Origin of the sequence: Sphingomonas sp. LHG3406-1 (genome assembly GCF_029637485.1) — a bacterium.
GTDB lineage: Bacteria > Pseudomonadota > Alphaproteobacteria > Sphingomonadales > Sphingomonadaceae > Sphingomicrobium.
On the sequence record NZ_CP069128.1, the window covers coordinates 2,830,958 to 2,845,504 of the forward strand.

The 14,547-nt window shown below is 68.1% G+C and carries 11 protein-coding genes; 7 read left to right on the forward strand and 4 right to left on the reverse strand.

What is annotated here, in order from left to right; translation table 11 throughout:
* Window positions 1–26: 26 nt before the first annotated feature.
* Entirely contained in the window at window positions 27–1,526 is a 1,500-nt protein-coding gene (locus tag JOY29_RS13940; RefSeq protein ID WP_300974136.1) for a CoA-acylating methylmalonate-semialdehyde dehydrogenase, read from the reverse strand.
* Between the two features lie 80 nt (window positions 1,527–1,606).
* On the opposite strand from JOY29_RS13940, the gene JOY29_RS13945 reads away from it, so the two are divergent.
* The 4 genes from JOY29_RS13945 to JOY29_RS13960 all read left to right on the forward strand — a co-directional run bounded on the left by JOY29_RS13945 (window position 1,607) and on the right by JOY29_RS13960 (window position 6,938).
* The gene (locus JOY29_RS13945; protein WP_300974138.1) at window positions 1,607–3,046 is read left to right on the forward strand and encodes a M28 family peptidase; all 1,440 of its coding nucleotides are present in this window, start codon (window positions 1,607–1,609) and stop codon (window positions 3,044–3,046) included.
* Between the two features lie 159 nt (window positions 3,047–3,205).
* Window positions 3,206–4,132, forward strand: a complete 927-nt coding sequence (locus JOY29_RS13950) for a DMT family transporter (protein ID WP_300974139.1) — start codon at window positions 3,206–3,208, stop codon at window positions 4,130–4,132.
* Between the two features lie 8 nt (window positions 4,133–4,140).
* Window positions 4,141–6,372: a ribonuclease R gene (gene rnr / locus JOY29_RS13955; RefSeq protein WP_300974140.1), complete on the forward strand. Its 2,232-nt coding sequence runs from the start codon at window positions 4,141–4,143 to the stop codon at window positions 6,370–6,372.
* An 11-nt stretch (window positions 6,373–6,383) separates the two neighbouring features.
* Entirely contained in the window at window positions 6,384–6,938 is a 555-nt protein-coding gene (locus JOY29_RS13960; protein WP_300974141.1) for an NADPH-dependent FMN reductase, read from the forward strand.
* A gap of 91 nt (window positions 6,939–7,029) precedes the next feature.
* On the opposite strand, the gene dcd is transcribed toward JOY29_RS13960, so the two are convergent.
* On the reverse strand, window positions 7,030–7,584 hold the full coding sequence (gene dcd, locus JOY29_RS13965) for a dCTP deaminase (RefSeq protein WP_168070143.1): 555 nt from the start codon (window positions 7,582–7,584) through the stop codon (window positions 7,030–7,032).
* A gap of 145 nt (window positions 7,585–7,729) precedes the next feature.
* On the opposite strand from dcd, the gene JOY29_RS13970 reads away from it, so the two are divergent.
* Window positions 7,730–9,220, forward strand: a complete 1,491-nt coding sequence (locus JOY29_RS13970; protein ID WP_300974142.1) for a replicative DNA helicase — start codon at window positions 7,730–7,732, stop codon at window positions 9,218–9,220.
* A gap of 134 nt (window positions 9,221–9,354) precedes the next feature.
* On the forward strand, window positions 9,355–10,590 hold the full coding sequence (locus tag JOY29_RS13975; RefSeq protein WP_300974143.1) for a glycosyltransferase: 1,236 nt from the start codon (window positions 9,355–9,357) through the stop codon (window positions 10,588–10,590).
* Here the strand turns inward: JOY29_RS13975 and astD are convergent.
* Window positions 10,587–12,011, reverse strand: a complete 1,425-nt coding sequence (astD, locus tag JOY29_RS13980) for a succinylglutamate-semialdehyde dehydrogenase (protein WP_300974144.1) — start codon at window positions 12,009–12,011, stop codon at window positions 10,587–10,589. The genes JOY29_RS13975 and astD overlap by 4 nt on opposite strands.
* 47 nt (window positions 12,012–12,058) lie before the next feature.
* Complete coding sequence (locus JOY29_RS13985) at window positions 12,059–13,423, reverse strand: protein adenylyltransferase SelO family protein (protein ID WP_300974145.1); 1,365 nt, start codon at window positions 13,421–13,423, stop codon at window positions 12,059–12,061.
* Window positions 13,424–13,464: 41 nt separating this feature from the next.
* On the opposite strand from JOY29_RS13985, the gene JOY29_RS13990 reads away from it, so the two are divergent.
* Window positions 13,465–14,328 carry an alpha/beta hydrolase gene (locus JOY29_RS13990; RefSeq protein WP_300974146.1) on the forward strand — a complete coding sequence of 288 codons (864 nt, stop codon included), beginning with the start codon at window positions 13,465–13,467 and terminating at the stop codon, window positions 14,326–14,328.
* Window positions 14,329–14,547: the final 219 nt, after the last annotated feature.

Consider the following 14,547-nt stretch of genomic DNA (forward strand, 5'->3'; position numbering starts at 1 on the left):
GGCACTGAAGCACCGGGGCAACAGCCTCACCCCATGGTCGGGATGATGAACGCATTGCCGCCGTCGCCGACGCCGCCGTCGGGCCAGCGCGCGGTGACGGTCTTGACCTTGGTCCAGAACTTCACGCCTTCCATGCCGTGCTGGTTGGTGTCGCCAAAGCCCGACCGCTTCCACCCGCCGAAGGTGTGATAGGCGACCGGCACCGGGATCGGCACGTTGATGCCGACCATGCCGACGTTCACCCGCGCCGCGAACTCACGTGCCGCATGGCCATTGCGGGTGAAGATGGCGACGCCGTTGCCGTACTGATGCTCGCTCGGGAGCCGCACCGCCTCGTTGAAGTCGGCCGCGCGGACGATCTGCAGGACCGGCCCGAAGATCTCCTCCTGGTAGGAGCGGAAGTGCGGCTTCACATGGTCGAACAGGGTCGGACCGACGAAATAGCCCTTCTCGGATCCCTGGAGGCTGAACCCGCGGCCGTCGACCACCAGCTCGCCGCCCTCGTCGGCGCAGGTCTGGATCCAGTCCTCGACCCGCTTCTTGTGCGCTTCGTTGACCACCGGGCCATAATGGGCGTCGGGATCGGTCGAGACGCCGACGCGCAGCGCCTCGATCGCCGGGATCAGCTTCTCGCGCAGCGCGTCGGCGGTCTTCTCGCCGACCGGCACCACCACCGGCAGCGCCATGCAGCGCTCGCCGGCCGAACCGAAGGCCGCGCCGGTCAGGTCCGAGACGACCTGGTCGAGGTCGGCATCGGGCATGACGATGCCATGGTTCTTGGCCCCGCCGAACGCCTGCACGCGCTTTCCGTTCGCGGTGCCGCGGCTGTAGATATACTGTGCGATGTCGGATGAGCCGACGAAGCTGATCGCCTTGACGTCCGGATGGTCGAGGATGGCGTCGACCATCTCCTTGTCGCCATGGACGACGTTGAGGATGCCGTCGGGAAGGCCTGCTTCCTTCATCAGCTCCGCGAGGCGCACCGGCACGGTCGGGTCACGCTCGGAGGGCTTGAGGATGAAGGCGTTGCCGCAGGCGATGGCCACTCCGAACATCCACATCGGGATCATCGCCGGAAAGTTGAACGGGGTGATCCCGACCCCGATGCCAAGCGGCTGGCGCATCGAATAGACGTCGATCCCAGGGCCGGCGCCCTGCGTATACTCGCCCTTCAGCGCGTGCGGGATGCCGCAGGCGAACTCGATCACCTCGAGCCCGCGCTGGATGTCGCCCTTGGCGTCGGCGATGACCTTGCCATGCTCCGATGCAAGGATGCCGGCGAGCTCGTCCATGTTCTTCTCAACCAGGGCCTTGAACGCGAACATGACCCGCGCCCGCCGCTGCGGGTTGGTCGCCGCCCAGCCGGGCAGCGCCGCATTCGCCGCGTCGATCGCCTTCTGCAGGTCGCTTGCGGTGCCAAGCCGGACGGTCGCCTGCACCTCGCCTGCACTCGGGTTGAACACCTCGCCCTGGCGTTCGCCGCTGGCAAAGCTGCCGCCGCCGATGAAATGGTCGATCTGACGCATGAACCTGTCTCCTCTTGCCCCGGGCACTAGCCAAGGTGCGAGGCGGATGCCAGTCATGCCCGCGATCAGGAGACCAGCTCATGCGTCAGTTCGCGTTCCTCGGCCTTTCCGCCCTCGCCATTCCCTCCTTCGCCGCCACGCCCGAGCAGGAGATGACGGCCGCCGTCAGGCAGGTCAGCCAGGCCCGGATGAAGGCCGACGTCCAGCGCCTCGTCGCTTTCGGCACCCGTCACACCCTGTCCTCCCAGACCGACCCGAAGCGCGGTATCGGGGCGGCCGTACGCTGGGCCGAGGAGGAGCTGAAGAAGACCGGGCTCGAGGCCCTTCAGGTCTGCGACACGCTCGAAGGCCGCCGCCTCACCGGGCCCACCCGCATCTGCAACGCCGTCGCCATCCAGCGCGGGACGGAGCGGCCGAACGACGTCGTCATCATCACCGGCCACATCGACAGCCGCGTGACCGACGTCATGGACTTCACCAGGGATGCGCCCGGCGCCAACGACGATGCGTCCGGCACCTCCGCCGTGCTCGAAGCCGCGCGTGTCCTCTCGAAGCGCAAGTTCCCCGGCACCATCGTCTATGCCGCCCTCTCCGGCGAGGAGCAGGGGCTCTACGGCGGCCGGGTCATGGCCGACTATGCGAAGAAGCAGGGCTGGAACGTCGTCGCCAATTTGAACAACGACATCATCGGGAACAGCTGCGGCTCCGACGGCGTGTGCGACGGCAAGACCGTCCGTGTCTTCTCCGAAGGGCCGCGCTGGCAGGGCAGGGAGGCGATGGCGCAGCAGCTCCGCAGCCTCGGCGGCGAGAATGACGCGCCAAGCCGCAATCTCTCGCGCTTCCTTGACCGGCTCGCCGAGCGCCTGCCGGCCATCGGCCTCGAAGTCCGCCAGGTCTGGCGGCTCGATCGCTGGGGCCGGGGCGGGGACCATACCGAGTTCCTCAACGCCGGCTTTCCCGCCATCCGCTTCTCGGTCGCGGTCGAGGATTACGACCACCAGCACCAGGACCTGCGGACCGAGAATGGCAGGAAATATGGCGACACCATCGACGAGATGGACTTTCCCTATCTCGCCAGGGTCACGCGCCTCAACGTCGCGGCGCTGATGTCGCTCGCCAGCGCACCGCCGCCGCCCGAACCGACCGTCGAGGGCGCGGTGATGACCGACACCAGGGTCGAATGGCTGCCCCGCGAGGGCGCGGCAACCTACGTCGTTCGCTGGCGCCGGACCGACGCCAATCAGTGGACGCAGGAGAGCCGCCGCTTTGCTGACGTCAACGTGGCGACTGAGCGTCCGGCCAGTAACGCTGCCGATCCCAACCGCCCGCTCAATCCCGGCACGACAGGCCGACTTGCCGGTGGGATCCGCAAGTCCTCGACGTTGAAGGGCATTCGCGTTGACGACTGGGTGTTCGGCGTCTCCTCGGTCAGCAAGGATGGCTGGGAGAGCCCGGTTGCGAGTGCCGTCCCGGGCGGAGCGTTCAAGCCGTTCGTGCCGCCGGCGCCCGCAGGGCAGTAGAAGGAAGTCTGAACGCGAAGGCGCGAAGAAGAACGAAAGGCGCGAAGTGGTTCGCATCACCTTCGCGTCTTCACTTCCTCCTTCGCGCCTTCGCGCTCAAACTGCCTTCTTCGACTCTCACGGATTGCGCCGTCGCTTCGCACCCGCAATGACCACCGGGTGACCCGCGACACCGACCAGCCCGCCCGCCAGCGCCCGCTCGCGGGCATCGCGCTGCGCCTCCTCACCGCCATCCTCCTCGCCATCATGTTCGCCGGCGTGAAGCTCGCCGCCACGCGCGGCGTGCATTTCGTCGAAAGCCTGTTCTACCGCCAGATCGGCTCCGTCCTGTGCGCCACTGGCCTCGTCCTCGCCGGACCCGGCCTGCAATCGCTCCGAACGAAGCGGGTAGGGGCCCACGTCGGCCGAATGGCGCTTGGCGTCATCGCCATGGGGTTGAACTTCCTCGCCATGATCATGCTTCCGCTCGCCGACGCGACGGCGATCGGCTTCACCGTTCCCATCTTCGCCACCATCCTCGCCGCGATCCTGCTGTCCGAACGGACCGGCCCGTGGCGCTGGGGGGCGGTCATCGCGGGCTTCGCCGGCGTGCTCCTGATCGTGAAGCCGGGGGAGGGAGGGGTGCCCGCTTCGGGCGCCGCCCTTGCCCTCCTCGCCGCGGGCCTGACCGCCGCCGTGACCATCGTCATCCGCCGCCTCGGGGCCACCGAGCGCGCCTCCACCACCGTCTTCTGGTTCGCGGCCAGCAGCCTCGTGCCCCTGGGCCTCCTCATGCTCCACTTCGGCAAGGCGCATGACTTCACCACCTTCGCCATTCTCGCCGGCATGGCGCTCGCGGGCGGCCTTGCCCAATTGACCCTCACCGCAAGCCTTCGCCTCGCCCCCGTCGCACTGGTCATGCCGATGGACTATGCGAGCCTCCTCTGGGCGACCATGCTGGGCGCGCTCCTGTTCGCCGAGCTTCCCTCGCCGTCCGTCTGGGTCGGAGCCCCGGTCATCATCCTCTCCGGCCTGGTGATCGTCTGGCGGGAACATCATCTGGCCCGGCGCGCTGCCCTCGAGGCACGTGCCGAGACCACCACCTAAGGACAAGAATGCCCCGCAAGACCGCGCCCAAGGGCCTGCCGACCCCCAAGCAGATCCTCGACTTCATCCAGCAGTCGGGCCAGCCCGCCGGCAAGCGCGAGATCGCCCGAGCCTTTGGCCTCCACGGCCACGACAAGATCATGCTGAAGGCGCTCCTGAAGGACATGGCGGACGAGGGCCTGATCGACAGTGCTCCCGGCCGCGCCTTCCACAAGGCGGGCGGCATTCCGCGCGTCACCGTGCTGCGCATCGTCGCGGTCGAGGACGCCGCCATTGCCGTTCCCGACAATTGGCAGGGCGAGGGTTCGCCGCCGAAGCTCCGGGTCATCGAGAAGGGCCGACGTTCCGCCCTCGGCCTCAACGACCGCATCCTTGCCCGCACCGAGGAGCGCGGAACGGGCATGATCGCCCACCTGATGAAGAAACTGCAGCGCTCGGCCGACCTCATCCTCGGCGTCGTCCACGAGGACGAGGACGGCCGCAAATGGCTGAAGCCGGTCGACAAGCGCGAGCGCCGTCAGCTGCCCATCTCCGAGCTCGGCGACGCTGAGACCGGCGACCTCGTCCTTGCCGAGCCGACCGGCCGCCCGCCGCGCGTTTCGGCCAAGGTCGACGCGGTGCTCGGCGACCCTTTCGCCCCGCGCAGCTTCAGCCTGATCGCCATCCACAAGCACGGCCTTCCGCACGAGTTCGCCGACGAGACGATCGAGGAAGCCCGCCAGGTCTCCTCCTTGCCGCTGGGCCAGGATCGGGAGGACCTCCGCCACCTTCCCATCGTCGCCATCGACCCCGCCGACGCGCGCGACCATGACGATGCCATCTGGGCTTCCCCCCGCGAGGACGGCGGCTGGGACGCGATCGTCGCCATCGCCGACGTCAGCTTCTACGTCCGCCCCGGCAGCGCCCTCGACCGGGAGGCCCGCCGCCGCGGCAACAGCGTCTACTTCCCCGACCGCGTCGTGCCGATGCTCCCGCACGAACTGTCCTCGGACATCTGCTCGCTCAAGGAAGGCCAGGATCGCGCCGCGCTCGCCTGCCACCTCCACGTCGCCCCCGACGGCACGCTCAAGTCCTTCCGCTTCACTCGCGCCGTCATCCGAGTCGCCGCCAATATCGCCTACGAGGACGCGCAGCGCGCCATCGACGGGCAGGGCGGGGTCGAGCCCGACCTCCTCGACAGTGCACTTCGTCCGCTGTGGTCCTGCTGGTCCGCCTTGTTCGCCGCTCGCAAGCGCCGCGAACCGCTCGAGCTCGACCTTCCCGAACGTCAGGTCGTCCTCGACGAGAAGGGGCGAATCATGTCGGTCGCCCCGCGCGAGCGGCTCGACGCGCACAAGCTGGTCGAAGACTATATGATCGCCGCCAACGTCGCGGCCGCCAAGGCGCTTGAAGCGAAGAGGGCTCCGGTCATGTACCGCGTCCACGAGACGCCCGGCCGCGAGAAATTAGTGGCGCTCAAGGACTATCTCGCCACCTTCGACATGGAATTCGCGCTCGGCCAGGTAATCCGTCCATCGACCTTCAACCGGATCATCGAGCGGGTCGGAGACAGCGACGCCTTGCCCGAGATCACCGAACAGATTCTTCGTACCCAGACCCAGGCGCGCTACGCACCCGATCCGCTCGGCCATTTCGGCCTCGCCTTGCCCTCCTACGCCCACTTCACCTCGCCCATCCGCCGTTACGCCGACCTCCTCGTCCACCGCGCCCTGGTCAGCCACTATGGGCTCGGCGAGGGCGGCCTCCCACCCGAGGACGCCACGCGCTTCACGGAGATCGGCGAGCACATCTCCATGCTCGAGCGCCGTGCGATGGAGGCCGAGCGCGACACCATCGACCGCTATGTCGCCGCCTATCTCGCCGATCATGTCGGCCAGTTGCTCGATTGCCGCATCTCCGGAGTCCAGCCGTTCGGCATCTTCGCAACCGTTCAGGGCCTCGGCGGCGACGGGCTGATCCCGGCCGGGGATCTCGGCAACGAATATTACCGCTACGACGAGGCGGCGCGCCAGCTGGTCGGCGACGAGACCGGCGAGACATACCGCGTCGGCCAGCGCCTTCAGCTGCGGCTGGTAGAGGCCAATCCGGTCAGCGGCGCACTTCGCTTCGAGCTTCCCGAGGGTAGCTACGGGCGTCCGGCGGGTGGGCCCAGGGAACAACGGCGTGACCGCGTCTTTAAGCCTGCTGGCGGCCGCCGCGGTCGGCCGGCAAACATCCGCCATCAATCCCGCAAGCGCTAGGAAGAAGCCCCATGCCCAAGACAATCGCCGTGCTCCGCGGTAGCCCACGCGCCGACAGTCTGACCGGGAAGCTCGCCCGCGCCATCGAACGTGCGGTCGGCGACCGGCTCGCCTTTCACGATATCCAGGTCCATGGCCTGCCCTTCTACAATCCGGATCTCGAAAAGGATTCGAACCACCCCGAGTGGACCGCCTTCCGCCAATCCGTGAAGCAGTGCGACGGCCTGCTGTTCGTCACCCCCGAATGGAACCGCTCGGTCCCGGGCGGTCTCAAGAACGCCATCGACATCGGCTCGCGCCCCTATGGACAGGGCGTGTTCCAGCAGAAGCCCGCGGCGGTCGTGACCCAGTCGACCGGCGGTACCGGCGGCTTCGGCTGCAACCACCACCTCCGCCAGAGCCTCGTTCACCTCGATGCGATCGTCCTCGGCCAGCCCGAAATGTATGTCGGCAACCTGTCGGCCGACAAATTCGGCGACGATGGCCGGATCAGCGACGAGGGTCTCGCCAAGCTGATCGACGGCTTCGCGGACGCTTTCGTCGCCTGGGTCGACAGGCAGGGTTGAACGGCGGTCGTCCCGGGTCCGGCCCGGGCTTCTTGTTGCCTAGGAAGTGGTACCCCGGATCGGGTCCGGGGTGACGACCACTTGAGCCAACTCACAACCGCGGCAGAGTCACGCCCTTCTGCCCCTGATACTTGCCCGCCCGGTCGGCATAGCTGACTTCGCACGGCTCGTTGCCCTTGAGGAACAGGAACTGGCACGCCCCCTCATTGGCGTAGATCTTTGCCGGCAGCGGGGTCGTGTTACTGAACTCCAGCGTCACATGCCCCTCCCAGCCGGGCTCCAGCGGGGTCACGTTCACGATGATCCCGCACCGCGCATAGGTCGACTTGCCGAGGCAGATCACCAACACGTCGCGCGGTACCCGGAAATATTCCACCGTCCGCGCCAGCGCAAAGCTGTTGGGCGGGATGATGCAGACGTCGGTCTTGCGGTCGACGAAGCTGTTGGCCGCAAAGTCCTTGGGGTCGACCACTGCCGAATCGACGTTGGTGAAGATCTTGAACTCGTCGGCGACGCGCGCGTCATAGCCATAGCTCGACAGACCGTAGCTGATGCAGCCGTCGCGGCGCTGCGCCTCCACGAACGGCTCGATCATGCCTTGGGTTTGCGCCTGTTCGCGGATCCAGCGGTCGGATAATATGCTCATGGTGGCGGTCTAGCGTTGCGCCGAGCGGTTCGTCGAATCCCGACCCGCGGAAATCCACCGCTAAGCCGACTTTTCCACAGGGCATCCACCGTTAACGTCCGCCGGCGCCCTTTTCCTTCCGCCCGAGAGGCGTAGAAGCACGCCCATGGCCGAAATTCTTCTTCACCCCGGTGCCGGCGCCCCCGAGGCGTCCGTCCAGCAGCTGCCGCACAACATTCAGGCGGAAGCCGCCCTGCTCGGTGCCCTGCTGCTCGACAACCGGCTGGTCGAGGACGTCCAGCTCAAGCTCCGCGCCGACCATTTCTTCGAGCCGCTGCACGGCCGGATCTACGAAGCGGTTCTCCGGCTGACCGACCGCAACATGGTTGCAAACCCCGTCACCCTTCGCCCCCTGTTCGAGGCCGACGAGGCGATGAAGCAGGTCGGCGGTCCGACCTATCTCGCCCAGCTTACCGGGTCGGGCGCGGCGCTGATCGCGGCAAAGGACTTCGCCAGCCAGATCTACGACCTCGCCCTGTTGCGCAGCCTGGTCGCCGTCGGCCGTGACATGGTGACGGGCGCGCTCGACACCAGCGAGGACGTCCGTCCGCTCGACCAGATCGAGCGGGCCGAGACCGAGCTCTACAAGGTCGCCGAAGCCGGTGGCGGCGAGGGCAAGGTCAAGACCTTCGCCGACGCCTCCAAGGAAGCCCTGCTGATCGCCGAAGCCGCCCTCAACAATGGCGGCAAGCTGTCGGGCATCACCACCGGCTTCACCGAGGTGAATGCGCGAATGGGCGGCATGCACCGCTCCGACCTCATCATCCTCGCCGGGCGCCCGGGCATGGGCAAGACCTCGCTCGCCACCAACATCGCCTTCAACGCCGCCCGTCGCCTGCTCCAGGACCTTGCCGACGGCATCCCCGCCGAGCGCTCGGCCGGCGCCGCTGTCGCCTTCTTCAGCCTCGAAATGTCGGCCGACCAGCTCGCCACGCGAATCCTCGCGGAACAGAGCAACATCCCGGGCACGCAGATCCGCACCGGGAACATGAACATCAACGAATTCCGCGACTTCGCGCGGATCGCGGGCGAGCTGAACAGCCTTCCCCTCTACATCGACGATACGCCGGGCCTGACCATCGCCGCGCTGCGCACCCGCGCCCGGCGGCTGAAGCGCCAGAAGAACATCGGCCTGATCATCGTCGACTATCTCCAGCTCCTGTCCGGCACGTCCAAGAGCGGCGACGGCAACCGAGTGCAGGAAATCTCCGAGATCAGCCGCGGCCTCAAGCAGCTCGCCAAGGAGCTGCACGTACCGGTCGTCGCTTTGTCCCAGCTCAGCCGTGCGGTCGAACAGCGTGAGGACAAGCGTCCGCAGCTCTCCGACCTTCGCGAATCCGGCTCGATCGAGCAGGACGCCGACATGGTCTGGTTCATCTTCCGCGGCGACTATTACCTCGCCGCGAAGCAGCCGGCCGACGACCATCCCGACTTTGCCGCCTGGCAGGAGGAAATGAGCCGCATCTACGGGATCGCCGAGCTGATCATCGCCAAGCAGCGCCACGGCGCCACCGGCAAGGTGAAGCTGAAGTTCGACGCGCGCATTACCCGCTTCAGCGACCTGGTCGAGGAAGGCTACGCACCCGAATTCGACTGAGGTCGATCGGGTCGCAAACGAGGTCCGGGGGGACGGGCGGCGGGCCGGAGTTTCTGGAACTCCGGCCCGCCTGATGCTTTCGTTCATCGATGGGCAATAGTTTCGCCACAAATGCGGGCGATATGGCGTCAACCATGCCAGCCTCCGCTTCACCCCGGCCGCTCGACGTGGCCCTGCTGATGTTCGACTTCGGCCCGACTGGCGTCGTCCGCAATGCGCTGCGCATCGCGCGTGCCGGCGCGGCTGCCGGCCTGAACGTGGAGCTCTGGGTCGCGCAGGATACGGGGGCTCTTCGGGCCGACGTCCCGGAGGGCGTGCCGGTGGTCGCCTTCGGTACGCCGCTCGGCACCAGCTACACCCGCGCCGACCGCCGCCGTGCCGGCCGCGCGACCGTTCCTGCTATCGCCCGCCTGCTGGAGGAGCGCCGGCCGGCCGTGATGCTCTCGGCGGGCAACCACTTCCACAGTTTCGCCGCCTGGGCCATGCGGCTGGCCGATGTCCCGACCCGGCTCCTGCTGCGGATCAGCACGGGCCTCCCGCGGCCGCACAGCCTCAATCCCTATCGCTGGGCGCGTTATGCGTGGAAGCGGCGCCGGGCGATCCGCCGCCAGCGTCAGGCCGACCTGTTGATCGCCGTCAGCCAAGAAGTCGCGGCCGAGCTTCGCCGCGACACCGGTGTTCCCGCCCACAAGGTCATTGCCATCCCCAACGGCATCGACTCCGCCGCCATCGCCGAACGTCAGGCGGCTCCGCTCGACCATGCGTGGTTTGCACCGGGTCAGCCGCCGGTGATCCTCGGCGTCGGCCGCATCGACAAGTACAAGAATTTCGAACTGCTGATCGACGCCTTTGCCCGCCTCCGTGCCCGCCAGCCGTTGCGGCTGATGATCCTTGGCGAGGAGCGCGGTGCGTGGCTGCACCGCCTCGAAGCGCGCATCGAGAAACTCGGCGTCGCCGCCGACGTCCGCTTCGAAGGCTTTCAGGCCGACCCGCAGCCCTTCTTCCAGGCCGCCGCCGCCTATGTCTGCTGCTCGCGCTACGAGGGCATGAGCAACGCCATGCTCGAAGCCATGGCCAACGGATGCCCGGTCGTCGCCACCCGCACCGCGACCGGTGCTGCCGAGCTGCTCGATGACGGCCGCCTCGGCCCGCTCGCCGCGCCCGGCGCCGCCGCGCTCGCCGATGCCATCGCAGCCCGCCTGGCCGCCTCGCGCGACAGCGCCGCGCTCCGCGCCCGCGCTCGTGACTATGATCTGCGCCAGTCGCTCGACGCCTATGTCGCCCTGCTGGCGACGCTCAGCGGCCGCCCGCTGCCCTCGGCAGATCAGCCCGCGGTCGAGCGCGCCCGGCAGGCCGCGCTCGCCGCTTAGTCTTCCAGCATGTTGGGGTCGCGCAGGCCCTCGTTGATCGAGGCGCGCGCGATCTCGGCCTCGCTGCTGGTCACCGGATAGGCGCAATAGTCTGCCGCATAGAAGGCGCTCGGCCGGTGATTGCCGCTGAGGCCGACGCCGCCGAAGGGGGCGTTCGACGGCGCGCCGTTGGTCGGCTTGTTCCAGTTGATGACGCCTGCCCGCACCTCGCTCCAGAAGCGGTCGTAGAGCTCCGGGCTGCCCCCGACGAGGCTCGCCGCCAGCCCAAAGCGCGTGTCGTTGGCCTGGGCAAGCGCCTCGTCGAAGTCGGCTACCCTGATCAATTGCAACACCGGCCCGAACATCTCCTCGTCCGCGCTGTTGTCGACGTCGGTCACATCGATCAGCGACGGGGTGAGGAATGGCCGGTCCTCCTGCGGCCGGTCGAGCCGGCGGATCACCCGTCCGCCCTTCATCATCAGGTCGAGGAACTGCGCCTGCAGATGGTCGGCCGCGGCATTGTCGATGACCGGCCCCATGAAGGGCTGCGGGCTGTCCATCGGCTCGCCGACGATGAGCCGGTCCATCAGCCTGAGCATCTCCCTGACCAGCGCATCGGCCGCCTTGCCGTCCTGCACGATCAGCCGCCGCGCCGCCGTGCAGCGCTGGCCGGCCGACAGGAAGGCCGACTGCACCGCGATGGTCGCCGCCGCGGTCACGTCGGCCGCGTCCCACACGACCAAAGGATTGTTGCCGCCAAGCTCGAGGGCGAGGATCTTGTGCGGCATGTCCGCGAATTGGCGGTGGAGGGCCTGTCCCGCCCGCGCCGATCCGGTGAACAGCAGCCCGTCGATCCCGTCCTCGCCGGCCAGCGCGCGGCCCTCGTCCGGACCGCCGACCAGAAGCCGCACCGCGCCTTCCGGCACGCCTGCCTCGCGATAGAGGTCGACCAGCATCGCGCCCACCGCCGGGGTCTTCTCCGACGGCTTGAACACGACCGTGTTCCCCGCCAGCAGCGCCGGCACGATATGCCCGTTCGGCAGGTGCGCCGGGAAGTTGTACGGCCCAAGCACCGCCAGCACGCCATGCGGCTTGTGCCGGACGGCGACCTTCGCCCCCATGGCGGCTTCCTGTTTGCGCTGCGGCGTGCGCTCCATGTAGGCGTTGATCGAGATCTCGACCTTGCCGACCACCGCGCCGACCTCGGTCTTCGCCTCCCACAAGGGCTTGCCCGTCTCGCGCGCGATCAGTTCGGCGAACTCCGCATCCCGCGCTCGCACCATGTTGGCAAAGCGGCGCAGGGTCTCGGCGCGATAGGTGACCGCCTGCGCTGACCATTCCGCCAGTGCCGCGCGCGCCGCTGCCACTTCTGAGGCCGCATCGCCGGTCTCACCCGACCACAACAGGGCCTGGGTGGCCGGCTCGAATGACTGCAACTGCATGGATGCTCCTTGAAGGCCTCGCTAGAAGACGCGGGCAGATGGCCGCGTCAAGCCTCGGCCGTGGCCTCGCCCATGCGGCGGATGGCTGCGACCTTGGCCTCGAACGGTCCCCAGTCGTCGCGTTCGGCGATCGCCGCCCAGATCGCCTCCACTTCCTCGATGTGCATGGAGCAGGGGCCCTCGTCCGACCAATAGGCATGGTCCCGTCCGCCCCGCCGCGACCCGATGGCGTGGGCCAGCGCGTCGAAGGCAGGGCCGGAATAAGCGTCGCCGGCCGGCCGCTTGCCCCCGCGCCAGTCGAAGAAGAAGCGGTCGATCCCCACCTGCCTGGTCGCCAGCGCCGCGATGATTGCCCGCGCTAGAACGCGGTCCTCCTCCGCCTCGCCCGCCCTCAGCCCAAGCCGCTTCACCAGCGCCGCCGACAGCGCCTCGTGAAAGTCCCCGGCAAAGCTCCCCAGCGCATCGCCCAGCGCCTTGTGGTCGTCCGCCACCAGGCTGAGGCAGCCCCCCAGCTGCGCCACATCCCACTGGATCGCCTCCGGCTGCCGCCCGAAGGCATAAAGCCCCATGTGGTCGAAATAAGCGGCGGTGAAGCCCGGGTCCCACTCCGGCGTGAAGCGCCACGGACCATAATCGAAGCTCTCGCCGGTGACGTTGATATTGTCGCTGTTGAGCACGCCATGGACGAACCCCGCCGCCATGTAGCCCGCTGCCAGCCGTGCCGTCCGCTCGGCCACGATCTCCAGCAGCCGGACCGCTCCCGAATCCGCCGGCTCCCCGAACAGATGCTCGTGGGCATAGGCGACCAGCTTCCCGATATTCTCCGTCTCGCCGAAATAGGCCAGCCGCTGGAAGGTGCCGATGCGGACATGGCTGTGGCTCAGCCGGGTCAGCACCGCCGAGCGGGTGGGGGAGGGCTCGTCGTTCCGTTCCAGCTGCTCGCCCGTCTCGAACAGGGCGAAGGTGCGGCTGGTCGCCACTCCCAAGGCTTCCAGCATCTCGGTCGCCAGCACCTCGCGTACCCCGCCCTTCAGCGTCAGCCTTCCGTCGCCGAAGCGGCTGTAGGGCGTCCGTCCGCTCCCCTTGGTGCCGAGGTCCATCAGCCGCCCCGCATCATCGCGCAGCTGCGCGAACAGGAAGCCGCGCCCGTCGCCGATATCCGGATTGTAGTTGCGGAACTGGTGCCCGTGATAGCGCAGCGCCAGCGGCTGCGGCAGATTGTCGGGCAGGGGCTCGAACCGGCAGAAATGCGCCGCCCAGTCGGTCTCCGCCAGCCCCACCTCCGCCGCCGCCCGCTCGTTCAGGAAGCGCGGCTTGCAGTCGGGAAAGCGTGCCGCCTCCACCGCGTCGTAGAAGGCCTCGCCAAGCTCCAGGATGCGCGGATCGGGCCGATAGGGTTGCGGAAGCGTCATTCTGTCCAGATAGAGGTCCAACCACAAAAGAGGAGTAGCCGGTGCCGGCGTTCGAGGATCGATATTACAACAGCGCCGACGGTCTGAGGCTCCACTATCGCGATTATGCGGGAGGGCATCCCGACCAGCCGCCGATCCTCTGCCTGCCCGGCCTCACCCGCAATGCCCGCGATTTCGAGCCGGTGGCCGACCGCTTCGCCGGCGACTGGCGCGTGATCGCCCTCGATTTCCGCGGCCGCGGCCTCAGTGCGTCCGATCCCGAACCCGCCCGCTACATGCCGGCCGCCTATGCCCGCGACGTGATCAAGCTGCTCGACCAGCTCGGAATCGCCGATGCCGTCTTCGTCGGCACCTCGCTTGGCGGCCTCGTCACCATGCTGATCGGGGCCATGGAGGACGAGCGTATCGCCGGCGCCCTCCTCAACGACATCGGGCCCGAAGTCTCGTCCGAAGGCATCGCCCGGATCCGCGCCTATGTCGGCAAGCCGGTCGCATGGGAAAGCTTCGCCGAAGCCGCGGCGACGATGAAGGAGCGGGCAGGGGACGTCTATCCCGGTTGGGACCTGCCCGAATGGGAGCGCTTCGCCCGCCGCTGCTGCCGCGAGGAAGGCGCCCATGTCGTCTACGACTACGACATGCGCATCGCCGAGCCGTTCGCGCAGGCCAATGACTCGACCCAGCCCGACCTCTGGCCCTGGCTCGAGCATCTGAAAGGCAAGCCCGTGGCCATCCTTCGCGGAGCCCTGAGCGACCTCTTCACCGAAGCCACTGCCGACCGCATGGTCCGCGAACTGGGGCCCGACGCCGAACTGGTCACCGTTCCCGACGTTGGCCACGCCCCCAGCTTCGACGAACCGGAAAGCATTGCCGCCGTCGAGCGGCTGCTGGCGCGCGTAAAGGGCTGAACCCGCCTTCCGACACCATGCGGCCAAAGGCTGGCTGCGGGCCTGCTCCTCGTCCGTTTTCGCGCTACGAGGCTAATGGCCGCTTTCGACCCATTGCGGGCATTGGCTCCAGACGCCAGGGTGCGGCGGTGCCGATCCGGAACCTCCCCGTTGCGCAGCAATGGGGAGGGGGACCGCTCCGCGCAGCGGAGTGGTGGAGGGGCCAGCACCATGCGCGCA